Source organism: Vibrio sp. G-C-1, assembly GCF_021728015.1.
Taxonomy (GTDB): domain Bacteria; phylum Pseudomonadota; class Gammaproteobacteria; order Enterobacterales; family Vibrionaceae; genus Vibrio; species Vibrio splendidus.
In genome coordinates this window covers 338,546-362,245 of record NZ_JAKKCR010000003.1, presented here as the reverse complement: position 1 = coordinate 362,245, position 23,700 = coordinate 338,546, and the positions used below count along the sequence as shown (strand labels likewise).

Genomic DNA, 23,700 nt, shown 5'->3' with positions numbered 1-23,700 from the left:
CAAATTCCAACCTCGGGTGAGTGACTCACCTCGATAAGTAGCTCAGTCCCATCAAGATCTTATCTATAAGATTGTTAGAACATGAGCATTTTCAATCATTTTCGATATAATTAGAGAAAATGCTTAATATATAAATACGTATGAATTTGAAAAAACTCTTCATTTTAGCTTTTGTTAGCGTCTTCTCAGGTTGTGCCGTCTACGCGGGTTTAAACTTCGACGAGCTGTTTGGTAAACAACAAGTTCGCGATCGCCAAGCGCCTATTCTGTCGGCTCAAGCACAGCACTTCATTGATGAAGTGAAGCCCATCATTGATAACCGATGTGTGGTTTGTCACGCTTGCTATGACGCACCTTGCCAGCTCAAAATGTCTTCGGTAGAAGGTATCGACCGAGGTGCGAGCAAGGCACTCGTTTATCAAGGCACCCGTTTAACCGCCTCAGCCCCTACTCGCTTGTTTGAAGATGCTTTAACCACACAAGAGTGGCGCGATGCGGATTTTCATCCAGTCCTCAACGAACGTATGCAGAACTCAACGGCTAACCTCGATGCTGGTCTTGTTTCTCGTATGTTGATCCAGAAAGAGAACCACCCACTTCCAGATCAAACCCAGCTTGAAGGTTTCGACTTTTCAACCGATCGCGACCAACAGTGCCCAACGATTGAAGAGTACGCCCAGTACGAGAGAGATTACCCAACTTGGGGGATGCCTTATGGGATGCCGAACTTAGATAAAACCGAATACGCGACTTTAATGAGTTGGTTGGAAAATGGCGCGTTAATGAACGACCACATTCCGCTGAATGATGCGGAGCAAGAGCTCGTTAATGTCTACGAAAGCTTTCTCAATAAGAGCGACAATAAAAGCCAGCTTTCAGCGCGTTACATCTATGAGCACCTGTTTCTATCGCATGTCTACTTCTCTGATTTGGCGCAACCAACACGTTTTTTCACTGTTGTTCGCTCTGCAACACCACTAGGTGAAGCGGTACAGCGCATCACGACTCGCCGCCCTTATGACGATCCAAAAGTAGACCGTGTTTACTATCGTCTGATTCCAGAGCAAGGCACCATCGTCGACAAAACGCACATGCCTTTCGCACTTAATAAAGAGCGTCTACAAAAGTGGAATACCTGGTTTGTCGACGTCAATTACGCAGTAAAACAACTTCCTAGTTACGACATCGATGTTTCTGCTAACCCAATGACATCATTTGAAGCGCTGCCAGTAAACTCGCGCTTCAACTTCATGTTAGATAACGCGCAAAACACCATCATGGCCTATATCAAAGGTCCGGTGTGTCGTGGTCAACTTGCCTTGAACGTAATTAACGACCGTTTTTGGGTTTTCTTCATCGACCCAGAGAAAGCCGATGTTCCGGAAATTAACGCCTTCTATGCGAGCCAAAAGAAGAACTTAAAGCTGCCTAGCGAGCTGAAAAGTAACACCGTACCTGTGACCAACTGGGTAAGATACGCGAAGCAACAAGCGCGATACCTAAACGCGAAATCAGACTTCACCAACCAATGGTTCGAGAGTGGCGTAAACCTAGACACTAGCATCATTTGGGATGGCGACGGCATCAACCCAAATGCTGCTCTCACCGTCTTTAGGCACTTCGATAGCGCCTCTGTTGTACAAGGGTTAGTTGGCACTCAACCTAAGACTGCGTGGATTCTTGATTATGCTCTTCTAGAGCGTATTCACTATCTTCTCGTTGCAGGCTTCGATGTTTACGGTAACTTTGGCCACCAACTGATTACACGCATGTTCATGGACTTCTTGCGTCTTGAAGGTGAGAGTAACTTCTTAACCCTTCTTCCTAAAGACGTTCGCCACATTGAACACTCTAGCTGGTACCAGAACCAAAGCGCACAACTGAGTGACTACTTGCAGCGAAACATTGCGCCTTTTGATCAGCCGACCAGCGTGGTTTACAAAACAGCCGATCCAAAGCGTGAACTGCTTAATATGATCAAAGATAAGCTCGCACCTGTTCTCGATAATCGCTTTGAGATTGTTGAAACAGGTTTTGGTAGAAAGAACGAAGCACTGCTTAACCAAGTGAATTTGATAAAGGGAGAAGGCCTGCGTCATGTGCCTCAATTAGTGATGATCATGATTGAAGGCAAAAACGGCGAAGAACAGCTGTTCACCATGATTCACAATAATGCGCACAGCAACATTTCAAGCTTGTTTAATGAAGAAGGTAACCGAGATTACGCCAATGATGACCTAACCCTCGTAAGAGGTGTTGTGGGAAGCTACCCTGCGGCTTACCTGTCATTAACCGAGAGCGAGATTCCTGCTCTGGTTAAAGCGCTGCAAAACTTAAACACAGAAGAGGAATACGTGGCGCTGCTAGACAAGTTTGCGGTACGACGCAGTTCTAGCGAGTTCTGGCCATTCAGTGATCGCGTGCATCGTTGGTATCAACAAGACCAACCGATCGAGTTTGGCTTGTTGGATTACAACCGCTTCGAGAACCGTTAGTTTTCACTCATAAAGCATAAAAGCAAAAATCCTCTGTCTTGGCAGAGGATTTTTTGTATATGGGAAAGTATCTTAAGTGCTATTGAGAAGCGACGAGTTCTCTAGATTGAATCCGATGTTTCCGGTTGGTGTAGCTCATCAAAAAACGCACGCGCGGCGGGAGAAAGGGAATCCACAGGTTGCTTCAACACCACATAAAACTGGCTCTTAAGGCTCCATTTCTCAGGCTGAAGCGGAATCAAAGCTTGGTCATAATGGCCACGGTCGATTAAGTGAGACGGTAAAAAACTCAGGTGTGTGCCCGCCAATGTTAAAATCACACCCGACTCGACATGCCAACCATCAAAAGGCTTTACGGAATCGTACTGCTCAATATTCAGTAATCGGAACATCTCGTCTTTGGCATAGCCGCCCATATTGATACGACAGCCATTCAATGAGAAATCCCTGTCCATGATCTTCTCGGCCAGATCTTTGCGCGCATACAGATAACTGTGCTCTTCAAACAGTGGGTATTTATGTTGAAACGCTGATTTTTGATGTGACCCTAGAACCACTATCATCATATCAATCTGATTCTTTGCTAGCTTCTCATTCAACTGGGTGAAATCACCGACATCAACACTCACCTCTACACTGTTACTGCGTTGGTAAAACGTCTCGATCGCTTTGGGAAGTGGGTTATAAGGCAAAGTGACGGTGTTATCCAAACATCCAATTCGCACATGCCCGGAGAGTTCTGTCTGTACACCTCGTAACTTGTAAGCGAAGTCGGTTAAGGTCGATTTTAATTGGTTCGCATATTTATACACTTGCTCACCTTCGTGAGTCAGCTTAAAACCCCTTCTTCCACGTTGGCATAATGTTAATTCCAAGCTTTTTTCCAAGGCAATAAGCTGATTACTCAGCACAGGTTGGCTAATCCCAGTGCTTGCGACGGCCTGATTGATGCCTCCTTGCTCAACAATTTCACAAAAAAGCTCTAATCTTCGCAGGTCTCTTTTATCTAACTTATTGTTTGAATTCACTTTGCCACTCACATTTGTTTTTTATTATGTTTACATCTGATTATATTCATTTATTAACAATAAATACATCAGTATGCTTTATTCACACTTATGGAATAACAATGCATGGATGGCACTATGGCGGCAGAAGCTTACGTGAATAAACCCGAAGCAACACACAGCCACAAAAAGATAGATGACTTCGAATTGGAACCTGTTCCCGAGAAGGCCAAACGATCTTGGTGGGTTATCAGCCTTATTTGGTTGGCTATCGGCATCGATATTTCGGGACTGTTTCTCGGCTCAATTCTAAGCAGCGGTATTGGTTTTGAAGACGCACTGCTTGCCACGTTTATTGGTTCAGGCTTATTGGCGATCATCGCGATGCTGTGTGCCAACATTGGCTTTCAAGCTGGTGTGTCTACCCCGCTGGTGAGCAGCGCGGTATTTGGCCGTAACGGTGGTAAGATTCTTGGTTTCATCAACGGCATCTCATTAGTTGGTTGGTTCGCATTTCAGGCTGACTTCTTCGCTTTCATCATGGTCGATGCACTGGCGAAATACGACATCATAATTTCACACCTCACCGCGCTTATTGGCGGCAGTGTGTTAATGATGATGACGGCTATCTATGGCGTTCGTGCTTTAGGCAAACTCAGTACCTATTCAGTGCCTTTGATGGTGACGCTGATTACCATCGGTTTGTTTATGGCCGCTGATTATCAAGGTGGCGCAGCACCCACCATTGAAGATCCTTTGACACTAGGCCAAGCCATCTCTTTTGTTATGTCTATCTGGATTCTTGCAGCGGTTGCCGCGCCTGATATTGCTCGCTACGCCAAAACACGTCGTGATGCGATTCTAGGAGCGGGTATCGGTTTCCTCGTCGGCAACAGTGCCATTATTCTTATCGCGTTGATCCTGACCAAAATGACAGGCACCGACGACCTAGTAGAAGTCTTCTTCACCCTAGGTTTAGGCATGGCGGCCATTATCGTACTGGTGTTCGCACAGTGGACCACCAACAGTAGCAACCTGACCTCTGGCGGCTTATGCATGTCGATGGTTCTACCGAAGATTCCGCGCCCTGTTCTGGTTGTGATCATGACCGTCGTCGGTATTGGCATTGCTCAGCTCGGCATGGTGAACAAATTTACTGATTTCTTAATGCTCCTCAGCGTAACCATTGCGCCTGCGGCAGGTGTCTACATCGTTCAATATTATGTTTTAGATTCGACAAAAATGAGCTTTGAGAACATCCAGCAAGTTCCAGCTTGGATGTTTAGAGGCTTGGCTTCTTGGGCATTTGGTACTGCATTCAGCGCTTGTACCGCGCCAGAGTTTTTCAACCTGTTTTCGTTCACCAGCATCTCGGCGTTAGACGGCATTCTTGCAGCTGGCGGTATTTACCTCGCCCTAATGAAGCTTTCTCCTTCAAGTGATAAGGAATAGTAGTTGTGATTATTACTGAACAAATGATTGATGATATCGCGCTTGGTGCGACGGTATTAGGTACTGGCGGCGGCGGCGACCCATACAGCGGTGCCTTGATGGCGAAAGTAGCCATTGCAACGGCAAAGCACCCTGTACGCATGATTCCTTTAGAAGACGTGCAAGACGATTGGATGACAGTGCCCTCTTCAATGATTGGCGCCCCAACCGTCGCAGTAGAGAAACTCAATTCGAAAGATCAAATGTTGATTGCTTTCGAAGCCATGGAAAAAGCGCTCGGCACTGAAGCAGCGGCAACGTTTCCTATCGAAGTGGGCGGTTTTAATTCGCTGATCCCAATCCTCGTTGCAGCGCAAAAGAACATCCCTGTGATCGATTGTGATGCGATGGGACGTGCGTTTCCTGAAGCTCAGATGGTGACCTTCTTTCTTGATGGTCTCCCTTCTGCACCAAACACATTGGCCGATGAGCGTGGTAATGTTGTCACGCTTTACCCAATTGACGGTATTTGGTCTGAAAAGTTTGCGAGACTAATTACCGAACAGATGGGCGGCTCTGCAGCAATGTGCGATTACCCAATGAACGGTAAGAACCTAAAACGCAGCGCACTGCCCGCAACACTGACCCAAGCGATGAAAATTGGTGAAGCGATTAGAATGGCGAACGACAACAATCAAAGTGGCACACAGGCCGTATTAGACATTGTCGGCGGTCATACCATCATCAGTGGCAAGATTGTTGATATTCAAAGAGAAACCGATGGCGGCTTCGCAACAGGCGGTGTCGTGATTGAAAAGCTGGCTCAGTTTGAAGATACCGGCGTCGATAACGTGTTTGTGCAGTTCCAAAACGAATTGCTTCTCGCGCACAAAGGCACAAGCCGCGCCGACATGAATCAAGATAACCTTTTGGCATCAACACCGGATCTTATTTCGATCTTGGATCATGAAACCGGCAAGCCAATCACAACCGAACAACTTCGTTACGGGCAGCGCATCGACCTAATTGCCTACCCTTGCGACCCTAAATGGCGCACTGACAAAGGCATCGAAGTCGCGGGCCCGGGTTACTTTGGCTACACAGTCGAGTATCAAACCATTGAACAATTAAAGTCTGCATTGAAGAGGTAATAGCATGACAAACATTACGCTTGATTACTGCCGCCTTGGTATTGACGTAGGTGGCACCAATACCGACGGTGTACTGCTCGACGCAGACTTGAATGTGATTGCCAAAGTAAAAACCGCAACCACACATGACATTTCAACCGGCATTGATAACGCGATTTCTGCGCTATTAAACCAAGCAAACATTGATGGCCAGCAAGTGAAACATGCGATGCTTGGGACGACTCAATGCACCAACGCAATCGTTGAACGAAAAGGCTTAGACAGAGTCGGCATGATTCGCTTAGCGCTTCCAAGTGGTGATAGCGTCCCTCCCCTTTGTGGTTGGAGTGAAGCGTGGCAAAACCTGCTTGGTGAACACTTCTACCAAGCGCACGGCGGCTATGAATACGACGGCCAGTTGATCGCCGACATTCAAGAATCTGAGATCCGCGAGCTTTGCCAGAAAATGAAAGGCCATGTGGATTCCATTGCTATCTGCGGTGTGTTCTCTCCCGTCAACGGCGACCAGGAGCTTCAAGCAGCAGAATGGATTCAACAAGAACTTCCGGGCGTGAACCTATCGTTATCCCATAAAGTGGGCAGCTTAGGGCTTTTAGAGCGTGAAAACGCGACTATCCTCAATGCGGCTCTGCAAGGTACAGCAAAACGATTCGTTGACGGCTTTTGCAGTGCACTCATCAATCATGAAATCCACACCACGCCTTATTTCGGTCAGAACGACGGTACACTGATGTCGCAGCAATTCGCATTGATGTACCCGATTCTCACCGTGGCTTGTGGGCCAACGAATTCGATTCGTGGAGCCAGTCATCTCACCAAGCTAAAAGACGCGATTGTGGTCGATGTGGGCGGTACTACGTCTGATATCGGCGTGCTGACTCACGGTTATCCAAGAGAATCGAGCCTCGCGGTAGAAATCGGCGAAGTAAGAACCAATTTCCGTATGCCTGATATTTTGGCGTTAGCCATTGGTGGTGGTACTAAGGTTCGCTTTGAACAAGAACGCATAGAGCTTGGCCCTGAAAGTGTTGGCCATACCTTAACGCAAACGGCGCGTAGCTTTGGCGGTGATGAACTTACGCTCACCGATATTGCACTCAAAACCGGTCAAATGCAGTGGCAAGCAGAACATCAACTGAGTGATGAGATTGGTGTTTCGGCCGAACAAGCAAGCAAGATTTACCAACAAATGGTAACGGATGTTGAAGAAGGCATCGATAAGATGAAGACCTCTGCAGCGAGTGTACCCGTAATCATGGTTGGTGGCGGCAGTGCCCTATTCCCAGATCATTTTGAAGGTGTAAGCCAAGTGGTTCGCCCTGAGCACTTTGAAGTAGCGAATGCGATTGGTGTTGCGTTGGGTGAAATATCTGGTCAATTCGATAAGATCGTACCGATCGATCCAGCATCACGTGAAGAAACCTTAAAGGGCTTGGAAGAACAATCAAAACAACTGGCGATTGAAGCTGGCGCATGCCGCGATAATGTCGCGATCATAGAACGCAGTGAGATTCCATTAAGCTACCTACAAGGCAATATGGTTCACGTTAAGATCAAAGCTGCAGGACATATCAAGATGATTTAAAACGAATCAACGAAAATTGTATTTAACCAAGTCCTATAACGAAAAAGCAGCCAATTCTTTCATACAAAATGAAGAAATTGGCTGCTTTTTATGTTGTTACTTTTGGTTTCTAGCTCGCGATACGTTTCTGTCACAACCTAAGGTTTGTTTTTATAACTGCTCTTGCAACGCCTTAAGCGACTCTTGAACCAACTTCGACAACTCGCTATCTTTGCCTCGGTATTCACTTAATGGATCGCTGCTCGCCTCTATCACTTGGCAAGCATTGAAAAGTTGCAACAAACCTAAACTGCCCGCGGAACCTTTCAGTTTATGAGCGAGAGATTTCACCTCACGTCCATTGTTCGAATCACTCGCCTCGACCATTTCGCTTAAAGTTACGCGGCTACTCTCTTCAAATAGTCCCACAATCTGCTTCATCTTTTCTAAGCCAAGAATGGACAAGTCACCTTTGATGACATTGGAATCAATCAATTTCACAGGAATCTCTCCTTCGTCTTCAGTTTGCGAAGCCTTGATGGCTAGATCAGAGACGACGCTCGCCATCTGAGATGAGTACAACTCGTTGCCTTTATTACGTTGAGGTTGGTTGTTTTGACTGCATATAGAATCGTTAGGATCAGGTTGTGGCAATAACAAAGCCTTGCCATCAAGCTGTGTCACAATGAGCTGAGAAAGTGCCTCTTTTTCTAGCGGCTTAGGCAAGAAGCCATCAAAGCCAGACGACAAGTAGCTTTCCACTTCCTCGTTAAACACGTGAGCCGATACTGCGATCATTGGTGGTACTTTGCGTGTTACGTTTTCTTCATGCTCATGCTCATGCTGAAGCGCATCGTCTTTGAGCTGTTGAATTAACTCGACGCCATCGCAGTCCGGTAAGTTAATATCCACCAGCGCAATATCAAACTCTTGCTCACTGAATATGACTCTCGCTTCTTGTCCGGTTGTCGCTATCACAACATCGTGGCCTAGGTTATTCAAAAAGCCTTCGGCAACAATACAGTTCACAGGGTTGTCTTCAATCAGAAGTACCTTCGCTCGGATACAAGCTTCAATGACCGTTGCTTTCGTTTCAATTTTCTCACCTACTTCAAGTGGCAGAGAGAACCAAAACTGACTGCCCTCGCCTTCTTCAGAATGAACACCAATATCCCCATTCATTGCCAACATGATGCTTTTACTGATCGCTAATCCAAGCCCTGTGCCACCGGTTTTGTTGCGGCCGCTATCGGTTTGGGTAAAGGCATCAAACAAACACGCCTGTTCACTTGCATCAATACCGACACCGGTATCTGACACTTCAAACATCACTCGATTTTCATCTTCGATATCTAAGCTGATAAAGATATCGACCGAACCACTTTCCGTAAACTTAATCGCGTTACCGACCAAATTATTCAATATTTGACTGATTCGCGTTACGTCACCACGCCAATAGCGTTGCACGTCACTTTCAATATGAAAATCAAAGTTAAGCTTCTTCTCAGCGGCGCGCCCTTCCATTAACTGATAAGTATCTTGAACCATCTGGTAAAGGTCGAAAGAAGCCGCGCGTATTTCTAGGTGTCCCGCTTCTATCTTTGAATAATCCAGTACGTCATTCAAAATCGCGAGTAGATTCTTACCACTGCGGTTAATGATGTCCGCATAGCCTGATTGCAGCGGGTCTAAGCCGGTATCTTTAAGCAATCGAGCCGTACCTAATACGCCATTCATAGGCGTTCGTATTTCATGGCTCATCGTCGCGAGGAAAGCAGACTTGGCACGGCTTGCTTGTTCTGCCGCATTGCGAGCTTTAGCGTGGTTACCCACCTCGACATTCAACTTCTCATTGGTCTTTTGCAGTTGATAGGTTCGGTCTGTGACCAACTCTTCTAAGTGCTCTTTGTGTTCTTCAAGCTCACGTTTTGCCTTAGCTTCGCCAACCGCGACCACTTGTAGTGCTTGCGCGGTGTTTCTGGCGGTGATGATTGCCTCGCCCATATGAGCCAACTCATCATTACCCTTAACCGAGATATCAATATTCAGGCGACCTTGTGCGATAGACATCAAGGCAGATGAGTATTCAGTAAGACGTTTGACAACCGAGATATACACCACTCGCCAAACGATAAATGCGACGATAACCAAACCAATAACCGAAATTACAGACAGCGACCATTGAGCCAGATTCAGCGTGCTCGTCAGCTCATCAACCGCTTTTTTGGTGCTTCGGTTTGAATCATCGACCAGTTGGTTAACGGTTGTATTCAACTGAGAGAACAGCTCCAACGTATTTTGCATCAGAAACTCTGACTTCTTGGTGTTCTCATATTGTTCTAGCGAGATATCGAACACGACCTGGCGTTTTCTCAACTCTTCAAGCAACTGAGACATCTGCGCAGAACGAGTCGGATCTTCTACCGCTTTAACACGGCGCGCCATGATTCTTAGGTTGGATTCGAATTCAGACTGGATTTGATGAATACGTTCAACGTTGGTGACGGTTTGCGTTTCTTCAATTTGATTGAGCATCTTGAACGCCAACAAATGCAATTCGTGCAGACGCTCAGACAAATCAAGATCAACTTCAACAAGTGCGTCTAAGGCTTGGTAGGCTCTATCGGTTTCTTTGGTTTCTAGCAGGTCGTAGATGTGCGTTACGTTAGCAACCGCAATGGTGGCAGTATTCAGCACTTGGGTTCGCGTGAGCTGCTCTAACTCTTCGGCAAGTAAGCGCATCTCTTCAACACGAGACGTCAATTCCTTGCTTAACCAAAGCTTACGTTCGACCGAGACACCCAGTTCAGCCAGTGTGTTAATAACGCTTTGAACATTGTTTTCGAGTTTATTGAGAAGTTGCGAATCAAAACTGTCGACACCAAGCTCTTTGATATGTTGAAGAAGTGCTTCAAGCTGGCCAAACAACACAGTACCAGCCTCTTTTCGTTCGGCCTCGTTTCTCGCATTAGAAAGCGTTTGTACCGACGAAATAATACGGTTACTCAACTCAGAAACTTGACGAGCTTCGATCATGGCAGGAAGCGCTGAATCGACGACGTTTCTTTCCGTTTTTGCTACAAAGCTAAAACCAGAAACACCGATCAATGCAGACAATAGAACCAACAGTGCCATCACTAAGAATGAGGCCAGTAGCTTGCGTCCAATACTCGCTGAGGCTAACAACATAAACTTTAAACCTTAAAACGTTCTTCTTTACCCATGCAGAATACGCTATATTTTGCAGTGTTTCTTATCTAAAACCAATAAAACGGCAATTCATGCTATCTAGACCTTTAGCTTCAAAAATCATTCTCTCACTACTGGCCACAGTAACCTCTGTCGCGAGTGCTAGCGAGCCTTTGAGCCCAATAAAACCTGCCGAAGCCACATCACATAAAGAGAAAATTTGTGCCATTTATCCGCACCTTAAGGATTCTTACTGGTTGTCAGTTAATTACGGCATGGTCTCTGAAGCAGAAAAGCAGCAAGTTGAGCTAAGAGTATTAGAAGCCGGCGGATACCCAAACATTGGTAAGCAAGCGTCACAGCTGGTGCTTTGCACACAATGGGGAGCCGACGCCATTATTTTAGGCACAGTTTCACCCGATGCTTACCATGACAATCTTACGGATTGGGTTGGCTCGACCCCTGTGTTTGCTACTGTGAATGAGTTGACCGTCAATGAAGAACAACAGAAGGTATTGAAAGGCACGGTCGGTGTCGACTGGTATCAAATGGGATTTCAAGTCGGAGAGTTTTTGTCGAAACGACATCCGAAAGGATCAGGCGAAACACCTATCGCCTTGTTACTTGGCCCACAATCAAGTGGCGGTACTAAGCCTGTAGCTCTTGGGTTTTATGATGCAATCAAATCGAGCGATATCAAAATTGCGATAAGCTATTGGGCAGACAACGATAAAGAACTGCAAAGAAACTTGGTACAACAAGTCATCGAGCAGCCGGAGATTCAATATATTGTCGGAAGCGCAGTCGCGATTGAAGCTGCAATAAGTGAGCTGAGAGCAGCCGGTAAAACCAAAGAAATTGGATTAATTTCAAGTTACCTAAGTCACGGAACCTACCGCGGCTTACTTCGTAACAAGGTGCTTTTTGCACCAACAGATAAAATGGTTGAGCAAGGTCGCTTATCGGTAAAACAAGCCACCAGTTACTTACGCGGTCAACCTTATGAAAAACACAGTGCACCCATGATTGAAGCGCTGACACCTGCAACACTCAAAGATCAAATTATCGCCGACTCATTGTCACCTTCTGAGTTTCGTCCGGTATTCAGTGTGAATCCTTAGTGCTATATTGGCTGAAGAACTCAAAACAATAAAAACGAAACAATCATTTAGGGAACATTCATGCAAAAAACGACGCGTACTATGCCAACGCATAAGAATATCGCTTTGGTCGCTCATGACCATTTCAAACCTGAGCTACTTAGATGGGTCACAGAGAACAAAGAAAAACTACAAAAGCACTTCCTTTATGCAACGGGCACAACGGGTTCTCTACTAAGTAAAGAAACGGGCCTAGCAATTAAGAGCATGATCAGCGGCCCAATGGGCGGTGACCAACAACTTGGTGCGCTTATCTCTGAAGGCAAGATCGATATGATGATTTTCTTCTGGGATCCACTGAATGCCGTACCACATGACCCTGATGTAAAAGCACTGCTTCGTATCGCAAGTGTTTGGAACATTCCAGTGGCAACCAACCGTGCTACCGCTAACTTCCTATTTAACTCTTCACTGCTTGAAGAAGAAGTGATCATTGAGATCCCAGACTACGAAGCGTACCTAGCTGAGCGAACTTAATCGCACGTTAAATGAGATCTCTACTGAACAGACTAAAAAGCCTGCATTTTATCGCAGGCTTTTTGTTTACCAGAGTCTTAACTCGCTACTTGTCACTCCATACCGCCATTTCGTTGCCACTTGGCTCTCTAAAGTGGAAACGTCTGCCACCGGGGAAACTAAATATCTCACGATTTACCTCGCCACCAGCATCAATCACATCGCGCTCGGTTTGCTCAAGATCTTCGCTATAGAACACCATCAGCGCTGCGCCGTTATCCGTATTCGACGCCAGATCCGCCAAATAGAACCCACCCATTAAGCCTTTCCCTTCAAAAGCAGAATACTCAGGGCCATAGTCTTCAAAGCTCCAACCAAACACTTGGCTGAAAAACGCCTTAGTTGCAGCGATGTCTTTCGCAGCAAATTCAATGTAGTTAATAGAGCCGTGTTCCATAGCGAATTCCTTCTGCTTTATGCCTTTTTCCTAATGATAATATCTTACGCCCTAATTAGAATAGCTAGCACGCTAATGATAATAGTTTACACCCTAATGAGAATAGGTAGCGGGCTTGAAGATCTAATCTTAGACAATTACGCCAAGTGACATCACTTTTTACGAACGACAGGGTAATCAGAGCCATGCAGTTCTTGTACAAAACCAGAACCATCGCCACTGTGCGTGATCCATACTTTCTCTTTCGCTCGCGTCATTGCCACGTAAAATAAACGACGCTCTTCCGCATAAGGGAACGCATCTGATGATTCAGTCAATGCGCCATCAATATGTAGCTGTTTCTTCTTGGTCGGGAACTGCCCTTCGTCCACACAAAGAATAATGACAAAGTCTGCCTCTTTGCCTTTACTGCCGTGGCAAGTCATGAACTTGATGTCAATGGAGGTAAAGATCTTCTTCCAGTCTTCCAACAACTCTGGCTTGTGGTAATGATTACGTCCAAGTAGCAGCACAGACTTGTTGGCTTTGCCTTTAGATTGGCGGTTCAATTGGTCGAGGATCTTCTCAACTTCTTTGCTTGGCGCACTGTACACCGCCTTCTGCTTCTGTTGTTTGAAGCTGTTCAGTTCTTTCGGAAGCTGAATCGGGTTTTCCTGCACAAAACGATTAGCCACCGCACCTAACTGGTTGTTAAATCGGTAAGTCGTATCTAGGTGATGAATCGTCGAGCTCTCAAAACGATCCTTAAAGCCCGTCGTTAAATCAACATCTGCGCCCGCAAACTGGTAAATCGACTGCCAATCATCACCTACCGCAAAAATAGAAGCTTGGTGTTGAGCTTTCGACTGATTACACAGTGCTTCAACCAAGGCAAGGCGATCTGGCGAGATGTCTTGATACTCATCGATCATGATGAACTTCCAAGGCGAGATAAACTTGCCCTTTTCGACATACTGAGTCGCTCGGCTGATCATGATTGAGAAGTCGATATGATTCTGTTCTTTCAGTTCTTTTTGCCATGCTGTCACGCATGGCCAACACAGTGAAAGCTCGCTGTTGAGACGCGTGTAGTCTCTGTGATCAATCAACTGCTGTTGCACTTCCTTCTTCGATAAACCCGATGCATTCAACTGTTCAAGCTGCTTTTCAAGCCAACCAATCAACTTGAGGTTTGAAACATGGCTACCAAGTTCGTCATCACCTGTTAAATAAGCGATTGGCCATTTAGACAGGTGCTTTTGCCAGCGTTTGAAGTTAGTCGGCGTCATCCAGTGCTTTTTCAACCAATCAATACACCATGCTTGGCGTTGATTGTCATCGAGCGCTAACGGAGAGATAACCACACGTTCAGGTTCAACCTGATTAAGGATCTTTAAACCCAACTGGTGGAAAGTACTCACTTGCACCTTCTCTGCTGATAAACCAATTTTGCTGTTAAGGCGCTGTTTCATCTCTTCCGCTGCTTCGCGACCAAATGCGAGCAATAACAGCTCTTCAGCTTGAGCTTGATGGCTTTGCAGTAAATACGCGACGCGAGCTGTAAGAACACTGGTTTTACCCGAGCCAGCGCCCGCTAAAATAAGGTTGTGATCATCATTCATCAAGACCGCATATTGTTGAGATAAATTGAGTGGTGACGATTCACATTGAGCAAACAATACTTCCCAGTTTTGTCTTTCTGTTTCTAACCACTGCTGATTTCTTTCAGCTTGCTTAATTTCCGTCTCAGACAACCATGGTTGCATTCGAGCAATGCGGTTTGGCATACGCTGCGCTGCTTCTTCTAAAGTCATCGTCATGTTTTCTAAACTTGAGTTAACCATGTCGACCCAAGTCTTAACTTTAGAATGCGCTAGGAAAGCAGGAAGTTGCTCAAGACGTGTCAATTCAGCTTCCCATTGAGGAACGTGTTCAGCCAATTGTTCACATTGTGTATCATGCCACTTCTGATAAGCAGCAACCGATGCGCGTGCAAATTGACGGCATTGTTCCCAAGGTAGGCCCTGTACTAACCAGCTGCGCTGTTTGCCATCTTGTTGATTAGCAAAGAACTGTAACGATCCCCAAAACAATCCGCGTTTTATCGCGATCTTGCCACTCCAAATAGTAAACGGGATTCGTTCTTCACTGCCTACTGAAGATAACAGCAGGCGTGGACCATCAAGTTCGACTTGATGATATTCATTTTGAATAAAAAACTGTGCAGTCTTGTTAGCGCTTAGCTGCATTGGAGTGTGCTCTCTAATTGGGAATATTGAATTTATATCATGATGTTGTGAGAATTAATAATGTCTCACATCTTATCGATGCTTTCATGACCATCTAGGGGCAATTATGGATAAGTATCAAATTCTTGTGCTTGATTTCTGTTAGGATTATGGTTTTAGTGTGTCAAGTGAGCGACTGTGGACTTCTCAGCCAAATTGCGCCTCTATTGGGCGAATAAAACCATAAATTACAGCGTATTAATTCTCATCACTCTACTCGGTGTTGTGGTTCCTGCTTGGTATTATGGACAAAACACACTCATCACACCTTTGATCTTAGGTGTTATTGCTGCGGCTCTTGCTGAAAGTGATGACAGCTTTACCGGGCGTTTGAAAGCACTCACGCTAACCTTTATCTGTTTCGCTGTGGCAGCCTTCTCTATTGAGATTCTGTTCGACACGCCTTGGCTGTTCGCGATAGGGCTTTTCGTTTCAACCTTCTCTTTTATTATACTCGGTGCAATTGGCCCTAAATACGCCAGTATCGCGTTTGGTTCGCTGCTTGTTGCTATCTATACCATGCTCGGTGCCCATGAGAGCACCAACCTTTGGTTTCAACCGCTTCTACTTTTAACCGGCGCCGCTTGGTACTACTTCATGTCGATGATTTGGCAGATTGTCTGGCCGATGCAGCCCGTACAGCAAAACCTAGCGACGGTATTCGATCAAATCGGCAATTACATCGGATCAAAAGCGGAACTGTTCTACCCTGTATCTGACCTTATCCCTCAACCACATCGCATTATTGAAGCTAAGTTAAACGCCAGTACCGTTAATGCACTCAACATGTGTAAAGCAACACTGCTTAACCGATCTAAGCGCGGGCACATTGATGGTCCGAGTGACCGATTCCTAAACACCTATTTCATCGCACAAGACATTCATGAACGCGTGAGCTCTACCCACTACCGCTATCAAGAGCTGGCAAAGCACTTTGAACGCTCTGATGTGTTGTTTCGATTCAAGTATCTACTCGAAGCCCAAGCCACAGCCTGTAAAGAAGTGGCGAGCTCATTGAAAGTCGGAGCTGAATACCAACATGGCGATAAGTCTGTATTAGCACTTGATGAGTTAATGTCTTCGCTTAACCATCTTAACCAACAGAACAAGCCCGAGTGGAAATCACTGCTCAACCAATTGGATTACTTATTCAATAACCTAGCTACGGTCGAAAAGCAGCTCTCGAATATCAGTAACCCGGATGCGGAAAAGTTGGAAGAAGACGTATTGGACGATACCAACCCTCATACTTTGACGGCAATGTGGCACAAGATCAAAGCCAACCTGAATACCGACTCGATGCTGTTTCGTCATGCGATTCGTATGGCAATCACATTGACGCTCGGCTACGGGATCATTCAAGGTTTTGACATAGAGCGTGGCTATTGGATTTTGCTGACGACACTGTTTGTATGCCAGCCAAACTACAGTGCAACACGACAAAAGCTGACGGCTCGTGTCATTGGCACCGTCGCAGGCTTGTTGATTGGCGTACCACTACTGACCTTCTTCCCGTCTCAAGAAAGCCAGTTAGTTTTCATTGTGATCAGTGGCGTGATGTTCTTTGCATTCAGAATCAATAACTACGGATTTGCGACCGGCTTTATAACGCTGCTTGTACTCTTCTGCTTTAACCAATTAGGGGAAGGCTACGCGGTGGTATTGCCAAGACTAGCGGATACCTTTATTGGTTGTGCCCTCGCCGTACTTGCTGTCATTTACGTGTTGCCTGATTGGCAATCAAAGCGATTGCACAAAGTAATGGCAGATGCGCTCGATTCCAATAAGAATTATCTCGCTCAGATCATTGGCCAGTATCGTGTAGGTAAAAAAGACACCCTTAATTACCGCATTGCGCGCCGCAGTGCACACAATAACGATGCCAACCTGACTGCGGCCATCAGTAGCATGCTGGTTGAACCGGGCAAGTACCGCACCTCTGAAGATGAGAGTTTTCGATTCCTAACACTTAATCATGCACTACTCAGTTATATCTCTGCTTTAGGTGCTCACAGAACACGTATCGATGATGAAGCAACACACAAATTGGTGTTAGATGCACACAGAGTAATACACGAACATCTCGACGCTCTAAATGATCAACTCTACTCCCACCAAGAACAGTGTGAAGTAAAAAACGCTTACGACCCTGAACTGGATAAACGTTTGAGTGAATGGCGAGAAGAGGACGAGAGTTCTGTCAGAATGGTTCTACAACAGCTGCATTTGATCTATCGAATGCTTCCAGAATTGCATACCTTAGCGACCAAGTTTGCGGTTAAGGTAAAGATAGATAAGCCGTTTGAAACAGAAGCTTCTTGAGCAACAAACAAAATACTGTAAAAACAAAAAGATACTGCCAACCGCTCACCTTTTGATCATTAAATGTTTTTATACATTGCTCTATCTATACCCCCAATTGGGTAGAGCAATTACTTGCCTACCCTTGCACCACAAGGGATGCGGGGATTTTTACATTGTAAGAATTCTCTGACTTTGATTGACCCAACCATAACTTTGCCTAACATTTCTCGGACAAAAAACGACCACAGAAATTTATAGTTGTCTTAGTTTTAGGAAACTTCAAACTTCATTTAATATTCACTTAATCTTGTTTGATTTCCTGAATCAGTAGGCTATGCTCTATAGAGCATATGGATTTGAACAAAGGTCACATTATGAATACACAGCAATTTGAAGTATTTAAGCAGCAAATACAGCTTCTTAGCCCACAGCAATTGAAAGCACTTCAAGGTGAAATCGACGGCAACCTTGAAACGGACCAGCCTTCTCTGCTGACTGATGAAGAGTTAAACGCACTGAATGACCTGTTTAATTAATAGACAGACGTTACTATTTTAGCTTAAGTTCACCGTTTCACCGTAAATTTCACCTGTACACCATTGCGCTCAAAATATCGTCCGCCTAGACTCATTCAATACGTCAATAAAAGGTTCTGCTATGTCGATATCTGGTATTCAATCTGGTTACGCCATTATTCAGCAGTCAACCAACATGGCTGAAGAAGCCGCAATCGAGCTCAACCAAGCCTCCAAACACTCTCTAGAATCCGATGACGCTTTCCAAACCAGCGATTTCAGCTTTAACCAAATAGAACCTGAACAATCCATTTCGTTTAAAGAAAAAGAACCGGAACCATCTTCATCCTCAACGGATGCACTCATCAAACTGACTCAAAGCGCAAGTTATAACCGCGTTGGTGCGAGTGTGATTGATCGTCAAAACGAAGCCATCGGCAGCCTTCTCGATATCCATATCTAGTTCAATCTCATAGTGAGCATTTTTTGACGAAGTTGTCTTGCTTAGACGAACAAATTGCTGCTAAACCCATACAAACTGTAACTCATTATATCAGGCGCTTGTTTCTGGTTTATTACTCGGTAGAATCAGCGCAAACCAATTTTGCTGCACAAACTTTACTTCATACTATTTATGCCAAAACTAAATCTGCATCGCCGTGACTATGTTTCTATTTTAGGAGGCGACATCTCCGCAGACGCATTAGAAAAAAAGCTTCAGCCTCATTTTGAAAAGCCAGTAAATAAGCTGACTCCTAGCCCCTATCTGACAGAAAAAAATCTAGCACGTCGCTGGACAGCTCTCGACAATTCAGATTCTCAACAAGAGCTCCTCGACCCTCATACACAAAATCAGATCCAAGCTTATGAGAAAAACATTGAGCACTTTATTGGCACCGTTAAAGTCCCTGTGGGAATATCTGGCCCTTTAAGAGTCAATGGCCTATTTGCTACGGGCGATTACCTCGTCCCACTCGCAACCACAGAAGCAGCGCTTGTTGCGTCTTACAATCGTGGTTCTAAGCTGATTACGGCCTGTGGTGGCGCAAGTGCAATGTTACTCAATGAAGGTGTCACACGTACTCCTGGTTTCGCATTCCAAGGATTAGTTGAAGCCGGACAGTTTGTGGCTTGGGCTGTAACTCAGTATGACCAATTTAAAACCTTGGCTGAATCAACAACATCACACGGCAAGCTGACCGACATCAATATCAACATCGAAGGTAACCATGTTTACTTGGTGTTTGAGTTTCTAACCGGGGACGCTTCTGGCCAGAACATGGTGACCATCGCCACCAATGCAGTTTTTGAGTACATCATAGAAAATACGCCGGTTAAGCCCGATCATGCTTTCCTAGATGGCAACTTGTCAGGCGATAAAAAAGCCAATACTCAAACCTTGCGCAGCGTTCGTGGTAAAAAGGTCACAGCCGAGGTTAATATCTCTGCCGAGCTTGTCGCTAAGTACCTCCACACTACACCAGAGAAAATGGTGCAGTTCGGACAAATGACCACAGTCGGTGGTGCTTTGAGCGGCACGATTGGTATTAATGCTCATTATGCAAATGCACTTGCTGCGCTCTACATTGCTTGCGGACAAGACGCAGCCTGCGTCGCTGAATCAGCGATTGGTATGACTCGCATGGAACTCAATAAAGAAGGTGGTTTATACGCGAGCGTAACACTACCTAACTTAATGCTAGGGACTGTTGGCGGTGGTACCGGCTTACCAAGTCAAAAAGCATGTTTGGACTTGCTTGGGCTTCATGGCAACGGTAAATCACAAGCACTCGCTGAAGTTTGTGCTGCATTGTGTTTGGCGGGTGAACTATCGATTGTCGGTGCGTTTTGTGCTGGCCACTTTTCACGAGCGCACCATAAACTAGCTCGTTAATAACCTTTGTCAGATTGGCTTGTTGTTTTGTGTGTTGCGCCAAATATCAAGCCATCCTCAATGTATGAGTCATAAATGGATTACTTACACCTATCTAGAGTGAGCCTTAAGCACCTCACTGCGCTTCATATTATGCTGAACACCCACAGCGTTACTCAAACCTCAGAACAACTTTGTGTAAGCCCTTCGAGTGTGAGCAAAACCTTGTCTCAACTGCGTGACATTCTTAATGACGAACTGTTCTATCGAGATGGCACCAAGCTGATCCCGACGCCATTTGCCTTGCAGGTAGCTCCGACTGTTCACGCGATTCTTTCAAGCATGAACGGACTGCTTCATCAGAAGAGTTTTACCCCTCAAGAATACCAAGGCAGCTTTTCACTTTCGATGCGCGAAAGTACCTTTGAAGTATTCGCATCAAAGCTCAGCAAAATTACCACTGAACTCGCACCAAAAGCCAAACTCAACATCTATTCAAAGCAACAGCTTGGTTTTGATGCTTTGCTCAGCGGTAAGATCAATTTGATCTTATTGCCCCATGATATTTCCCAGCCACCGACCGATAATAAGGAGCTGGTTTGGGAAACGATTCTTCCAGACGAAATGGTTTGTTTGATGGGCGCAGACCACCCTCTTGCTCAGCAAGAACTGACGGTAGAAGGCTACTTAGATTACAAGCACATTGGGATTTTAGATAACGAACTGTCTCAGCCTTACTTTGAGCAAAACTTAGTTCAATGTCATAAGCCAAGAGATATGGCAATATCGGTCGCGGACTTCGGTGCAGCGGCTGTACTGTGTCACCACACGCCTTTCCTGTTCACTTGCTCTAAACAGTGGGCTGAACATGCTAAGCAAGCTCAGGGTTTAGTGAGCAAACCCTTGCCTTTTGATTACGGTAAGGTGGCGTATAGCTTAGTATGGAACAAGCCCAACATGAATGATCAAGCGATCAAGTGGTTGTGTGACCTGTTTTTAGAGGCTTAATATTTTTAGAAGCTTAATATCTTTAGAAACTTAACGTTCTTAGAAGCCTGATTAACCGCCTAAGAAACTTAAAAACTAAGTATAAACTTCAGGGGTTTGCATCGGTCTTTGAACTATGGTGTAGAGCTTATCGTGAAAGATCTGCATCTGTTGTTCGGTGCATTTAGGCCATTTTAGCGCTTCGCCAATCACACCATGATGTTGAAACGCATTCAGCCGAATACGAACATCACTTGGTAGCACCTTCAAGTATCGCCCCACTTGTTCAACTTCATCTTCAAGATCGCTTTTATTCGGAATATGCAGCAACCTAACTTCATGCAGCTTTCCTTTGCCTGCAAGATAATTGATGGTTTCAAACACCCGATGATTTCCTCTGCCCATTAACCATTGATGTGTTTCCGATTGCCATGATTTTAGGTCAATCATCGCGCCATCAAGATAAGGCAACACCTTGTCCCAGCCTTGCTGTGACAACGAGCCATTACTATCAATAAAGCACGTAAGGTGCGCTAGCTGAGGATCACTTTTAATCGCTTGAAATAGCTCAATGATAAACGGCAACTGCATGGTCGCCTCGCCACCTGAGATAGTGATTCCGCTTAAGAAAAATTGGTTATGCCTGACGAGTTCAAGCACCTCAGAGACTGCCATTGTGTTGATTTTCGGGCTCGACTTATGATCGCAGACATCAATACACTGATCGCAATTGGTACAGGCTGCCGGGTCCCAATTCACTTTGCCATCAATCATGCTTAAAGCACTACTTGGACAGCCACTAACGCAATCTCCACAATGGTTACAGTGGTTAATTGTGTGTGGGTTGTGACAAGTAATGCAGTCAAAGTTGCAGCCCTGAAGAAACAGCACCAAGCGGTTTCCCGGGCCGTCAACACAAGAAAAGGTCAGCACACGGCTGACCTTCGCTTGTTTTTCTGTCTTATTATTTTTAACCCTAGCCATTTGAGTTGTTAGATCAGAAATTTTCATAATTCACATTGTTCGTAGTCGAAACGCATCACACACATAACGCACGCACGTTAAAGCTATTCGTATGTCGGCGACATCTCTAAGCTCGCTACACGTGGTTTACGCTCTAATATACCCGTGTTCTTCGCGGCTTCAGCACCTAAGAAGGTGGTATTAGTACGTGAGCCTTGCTCATCGTATTTCGCAATATCAGACAGTTTGACCATGTAACCCGTCACACGAACCAAATCGTTTGATGCAACGTTAGCTGTGAACTCACGGTAACCCGCCTGAATCGCGCCTTTACACAGGTTAAACATCGCTTCAGGATTTGATTTCACTGTTTCGTCGATGGTCAGAATGTCACTGATACCCGAGGTGTAGAACTTATGATGACCCGCGGTAGCACGAACGTAAGAGACAGGATCCGGTTCAGTGCCATAAGGAATACGGACACCCGGAGTCACATCTTCATCTAAACTAATACCGCCTTGAGCGTGCAACAGAGCCTTACCTTCCAGCCCATATTTCACTTCAGAGCTTTCGACGATCTCAGCCAGCTTTTCAGAGATACGGTGACCGAGTTGATTCGCCTGTTCATCGTGGCCATAGCGCCCTGCTTGGCCCTCTTTCTCCATCAAGATGTTGACTGCTTCCGCCATGCCATAAATACCAAACATTGGCGCAAAGCGGTCTTCTTCGATAAGGCCTTCTTTGGTCAGGAAGCCGTCAAAAAAATTAGACTCTTCATGCAAGAAGCGGCTACGTGCGTTCATCAATTCGATCATGATGCCACTGTAATTCGGCAATACTTGTTGTAAGAAATCAGCACTGTCCTCAGACTTCAACGCCACTTGCTTGAGGTTCATACGCACCAAGGTGTTTGAACCGCCCGCTAAAGGCAAAGAGTTATAGCAACTCACAATACCAAAACGCTTGTCGCCGTAAGCCTCGGCGTGCGCTGGATAGTTTGCGATATGTGGTTTACTGCACTCGCAGATATTGCTTGCCGCATGACGAAGTAGATCATCAGGTGTCACAACAGGGTCGTACATAAAGGTTAGGTTTGGTGCGATCTGCTTCAGTTCAGCGTCTACACGCAAAATCGTACGGCACACAATGTTGTCGGTCGGGCCGATATTCACATGCATAAAGGCATCTGGCAGTGTGCGATCCAGCATAATCCAGAACAGCTTAAGTTTTTGATACACCTGCTCATCCGTCAAATCGCCAACAAATGGCATCAGTACATCATCCAACTGACCTAGGTATACCGGAATTGAAGTTACAGACGGAACATGGTGGTAAAGGATGGTAAGCATGTTCAATGCTTCATCGAAATTAGTTGCCGCGCTAAGCTCTAAATACTTTGAGCCTTGATGTAAGTATTTAGAATAGTCTGGAAGTACATAGCGCGGCTTAAATGGTGCATGCCCTTCAAACATGTCACATAGCACACCTTGTTGTAGGGCTTGCTCTACTTCGTTGCTTACCGGCATGTACGGCAAGCTTGCTTCAGCTTCTAAGGCAAGATAACTCGACTTCTGCTTTGGAGACAGGTGGGCATCTGAAATGATATTGCTAAAGCGTTGTTGTTGCTCTGAAAGTTGTGGAGAAGCAGATTGGTGGCTCATGATGAAACCCTTAATATTATTATGGGCTTATTTTATATCTCACTGTTACATTTCCACTAATGAAATGTATGCAAGACTATATTTCCAAAATGGAAATGAGTAATTTATTAATTACCGGAAATTAGCTTATCTATAAACGAAATGGGAAGAAAGAAGCCAGTGTTGGGGTTGATAGTGATAGTGAAGATATTGAAAAGCACTCACTGGCTCGCCTGTTTGA

Annotated in this window: 18 protein-coding genes; 11 read left to right on the top strand and 7 right to left on the bottom strand. The window is 45.4% G+C overall.

What is annotated here, in order from left to right; translation table 11 throughout:
* The first annotated feature begins 140 nt into the window (after window positions 1-140).
* Window positions 141-2,495 carry a fatty acid cis/trans isomerase gene (locus tag L3V36_RS06940; RefSeq protein WP_017094942.1) on the top strand — a complete coding sequence of 785 codons (2,355 nt, stop codon included), beginning with the start codon at window positions 141-143 and terminating at the stop codon, window positions 2,493-2,495.
* Between the two features lie 101 nt (window positions 2,496-2,596).
* Here the strand turns inward: L3V36_RS06940 and L3V36_RS06935 are convergent, their stop codons facing one another.
* The gene (locus L3V36_RS06935; protein ID WP_017085486.1) at window positions 2,597-3,535 is read right to left on the bottom strand and encodes a LysR family transcriptional regulator; all 939 of its coding nucleotides are present in this window, start codon (window positions 3,533-3,535) and stop codon (window positions 2,597-2,599) included.
* A gap of 93 nt (window positions 3,536-3,628) precedes the next feature.
* Here L3V36_RS06935 and L3V36_RS06930 point away from each other — a divergent pair, with 93 nt between their 5' ends.
* The 3 genes from L3V36_RS06930 to L3V36_RS06920 are packed head-to-tail and all read left to right on the top strand — an operon-like array spanning window position 3,629 to window position 7,669.
* Window positions 3,629-4,954 carry a cytosine permease gene (locus L3V36_RS06930; protein ID WP_208774732.1) on the top strand — a complete coding sequence of 442 codons (1,326 nt, stop codon included), beginning with the start codon at window positions 3,629-3,631 and terminating at the stop codon, window positions 4,952-4,954.
* Window positions 4,955-4,959: 5 nt separating this feature from the next.
* Window positions 4,960-6,084, top strand: a complete 1,125-nt coding sequence (locus tag L3V36_RS06925; RefSeq protein WP_208774731.1) for a DUF917 domain-containing protein — start codon at window positions 4,960-4,962, stop codon at window positions 6,082-6,084.
* Window positions 6,085-6,088: 4 nt separating this feature from the next.
* Window positions 6,089-7,669, top strand: a complete 1,581-nt coding sequence (locus L3V36_RS06920) for a hydantoinase/oxoprolinase family protein (RefSeq protein ID WP_102576142.1) — start codon at window positions 6,089-6,091, stop codon at window positions 7,667-7,669.
* Window positions 7,670-7,819: 150 nt separating this feature from the next.
* Here the strand turns inward: L3V36_RS06920 and torS are convergent, their stop codons facing one another.
* Both torS and L3V36_RS06910 read right to left on the bottom strand, forming a co-directional pair.
* On the bottom strand, window positions 7,820-10,837 hold the full coding sequence (gene torS / locus L3V36_RS06915) for a TMAO reductase system sensor histidine kinase/response regulator TorS (RefSeq protein WP_102576141.1): 3,018 nt from the start codon (window positions 10,835-10,837) through the stop codon (window positions 7,820-7,822).
* A 64-nt stretch (window positions 10,838-10,901) separates the two neighbouring features.
* Window positions 10,902-11,066, bottom strand: coding sequence for a hypothetical protein (locus L3V36_RS06910; RefSeq protein ID WP_231903598.1), 165 nt, complete (start codon window positions 11,064-11,066; stop codon window positions 10,902-10,904).
* On the opposite strand from L3V36_RS06910, the gene torT reads away from it, so the two are divergent.
* Both torT and L3V36_RS06900 read left to right on the top strand, forming a co-directional pair.
* Complete coding sequence (torT, locus tag L3V36_RS06905; protein ID WP_237296621.1) at window positions 11,011-11,958, top strand: TMAO reductase system periplasmic protein TorT; 948 nt, start codon at window positions 11,011-11,013, stop codon at window positions 11,956-11,958. The two genes, L3V36_RS06910 and torT, sit on opposite strands and share 56 nt — an antisense overlap.
* A 60-nt stretch (window positions 11,959-12,018) precedes the next feature.
* The gene (locus L3V36_RS06900; protein ID WP_004730260.1) at window positions 12,019-12,474 is read left to right on the top strand and encodes a methylglyoxal synthase; all 456 of its coding nucleotides are present in this window, start codon (window positions 12,019-12,021) and stop codon (window positions 12,472-12,474) included.
* An 85-nt stretch (window positions 12,475-12,559) separates the two neighbouring features.
* On the opposite strand, the gene L3V36_RS06895 is transcribed toward L3V36_RS06900, so the two are convergent.
* Together L3V36_RS06895 and helD are read right to left on the bottom strand one after the other, a co-directional pair.
* Window positions 12,560-12,910 (bottom strand): VOC family protein, encoded by a 351-nt coding sequence (locus tag L3V36_RS06895; protein ID WP_017082527.1) that lies wholly within the window; start codon window positions 12,908-12,910, stop codon window positions 12,560-12,562.
* 152 nt (window positions 12,911-13,062) lie between these two features.
* Window positions 13,063-15,138: a DNA helicase IV gene (gene helD, locus L3V36_RS06890; RefSeq protein WP_102456753.1), complete on the bottom strand. Its 2,076-nt coding sequence runs from the start codon at window positions 15,136-15,138 to the stop codon at window positions 13,063-13,065.
* 177 nt (window positions 15,139-15,315) lie between these two features.
* On the opposite strand from helD, the gene yccS reads away from it, so the two are divergent.
* The 5 genes from yccS (at window position 15,316) to L3V36_RS06865 (ending at window position 20,877) form a co-directional block, all read left to right on the top strand.
* Window positions 15,316-17,499, top strand: coding sequence for a YccS family putative transporter (gene yccS / locus L3V36_RS06885; RefSeq protein ID WP_004730255.1), 2,184 nt, complete (start codon window positions 15,316-15,318; stop codon window positions 17,497-17,499).
* A gap of 332 nt (window positions 17,500-17,831) precedes the next feature.
* Window positions 17,832-18,017: a hypothetical protein gene (locus tag L3V36_RS06880; RefSeq protein ID WP_004730253.1), complete on the top strand. Its 186-nt coding sequence runs from the start codon at window positions 17,832-17,834 to the stop codon at window positions 18,015-18,017.
* A gap of 121 nt (window positions 18,018-18,138) precedes the next feature.
* The gene (locus L3V36_RS06875; protein ID WP_004730251.1) at window positions 18,139-18,459 is read left to right on the top strand and encodes a hypothetical protein; all 321 of its coding nucleotides are present in this window, start codon (window positions 18,139-18,141) and stop codon (window positions 18,457-18,459) included.
* A gap of 171 nt (window positions 18,460-18,630) precedes the next feature.
* Entirely contained in the window at window positions 18,631-19,890 is a 1,260-nt protein-coding gene (locus tag L3V36_RS06870; RefSeq protein ID WP_102456754.1) for a hydroxymethylglutaryl-CoA reductase, read from the top strand.
* A gap of 75 nt (window positions 19,891-19,965) precedes the next feature.
* A complete protein-coding gene (locus L3V36_RS06865; RefSeq protein WP_029405117.1) occupies window positions 19,966-20,877 on the top strand; it encodes a LysR family transcriptional regulator in 912 nt (303 codons plus the stop codon).
* Window positions 20,878-20,952: 75 nt separating this feature from the next.
* Here L3V36_RS06865 and L3V36_RS06860 read toward each other — a convergent pair whose 3' ends face one another.
* Together L3V36_RS06860 and L3V36_RS06855 are read right to left on the bottom strand one after the other, a co-directional pair.
* Window positions 20,953-21,867 (bottom strand): YjjW family glycine radical enzyme activase, encoded by a 915-nt coding sequence (locus L3V36_RS06860; protein ID WP_102463210.1) that lies wholly within the window; start codon window positions 21,865-21,867, stop codon window positions 20,953-20,955.
* Window positions 21,868-21,923: 56 nt separating this feature from the next.
* Window positions 21,924-23,480 (bottom strand): YjjI family glycine radical enzyme, encoded by a 1,557-nt coding sequence (locus tag L3V36_RS06855; protein WP_208774729.1) that lies wholly within the window; start codon window positions 23,478-23,480, stop codon window positions 21,924-21,926.
* Window positions 23,481-23,700: the final 220 nt, after the last annotated feature.